Source organism: Alkalispirochaeta americana, from assembly GCF_900156105.1.
GTDB lineage: Bacteria > Spirochaetota > Spirochaetia > DSM-27196 > Alkalispirochaetaceae > Alkalispirochaeta > Alkalispirochaeta americana.
The window spans coordinates 1-1,150 of sequence record NZ_FTMS01000059.1 but is presented as its reverse complement, the minus strand read 5'-3'; the positions used below and the strand labels follow the sequence as shown (position 1 = coordinate 1,150).

At 59.2% G+C, this 1,150-nt stretch carries 1 protein-coding gene and 1 pseudogene; one reads left to right on the top strand and one right to left on the bottom strand.

The genetic code is table 11. The features are described from left to right. Positions 1–13 precede the first annotated feature (13 nt). The gene (gene rsmI, locus BW950_RS14690; RefSeq protein ID WP_076490039.1) at positions 14–697 is read right to left on the bottom strand and encodes a 16S rRNA (cytidine(1402)-2'-O)-methyltransferase; all 684 of its coding nucleotides are present in this window, start codon (positions 695–697) and stop codon (positions 14–16) included. 88 nt (positions 698–785) lie between these two features. Here rsmI and BW950_RS14685 point away from each other — a divergent pair. After that, positions 786–1,150 (top strand): annotated as a pseudogene (locus BW950_RS14685) (hypothetical protein); the annotation flags it as partial.

The window sequence follows — 1,150 nt, the reverse complement described above, 5'->3', positions numbered from 1 at the left end:
TCACCCCATAATTTTAACGGCTTTTATCAGTCCATACAAGGAGAACGAACTCACCTCGTGCCGGAATCTCGCCGGATTCTACAAGACTGGCCACTTCCTCTACGCTTCCCGTAACAATTTCCTCGTGGAGTTTTGTTAACTCCCGCCCCAGAACGATCTGTCCTCCCGGAGCGCCCTGACGCAGTTCGCCCAGAAACCGGACAATCCGGTGGGGTGACTCATAAAAGATCACGGAATCACCCCGCTGAACCAGTTCCTTGATCCGCTTCAGCCGTTTTTCTCCCTTGGGTGGCAGGAATCCTTCGAAATACCACCCCCGCCCGGCTACTCCGCTCACCGAAACCAGGGCCGTCACCGCGCTTGCCCCCGGGAGAGGGACCACGGAAAACCCCGCCTGGCGAACCCCCCGGACGAGGGCGCTTCCGGGATCGCTCACTCCGGGGGTACCGGCATCGCTGATATAGGCAACGTCCCCTCCCTCCTGGAGAATTCCCAGGATTCTGGGAACGGCCTGTTGCGTATTCTGGCCCCGACAACTCAAAAGGGGGGCTGATATGCCCAGATGGGAGAGAAGTTTCCGGCTGTGCCGGGTGTCCTCACAGGCGATGGTGTGACACCGCCGGAGCACCTCCACAGCCCGGAGGGTGATATCCCCCAGGTTTCCAATCGGCGTTGCGACAACAAACAATTCCGCCATAGAATACGAAGTGTACAAGAGACAGGAGGATTAGACCATTCAGTTTACGCTTCTCTTTGCCCTGGCACTCCTGATTTTCGCACTTTTGGTGAGTCTCATACGGCTCAAGCACCACCAGGAAGCCCTTTCCAGGGACAACGGGCGTTCTCCGGGCCATGCCAGGGGGGATGCCCTGGCTGCGCCGCACAAGCCCTGTCCTCTCTGCCGGTCTCTTCTTTCACGAGGAGAACGTCTTCAGACCCGGGTCTTCTCGGCCGTCACCCACGGATCATCCCGCACGGACGAGCTGGAGGAATCCCTGGTCCATATGTTCGGTTGCCTTCACTGCAGGCCCCCCGGGGGAACCTGCGAGCGGATCTGTCCCGTCTGCAAGAACCCTGTCCCCGCCGAGGGATATGTAATTGCCCGGATGTTCAGCCGCCACGACAGGAAGCATCTGCGCGTTCTGGGATG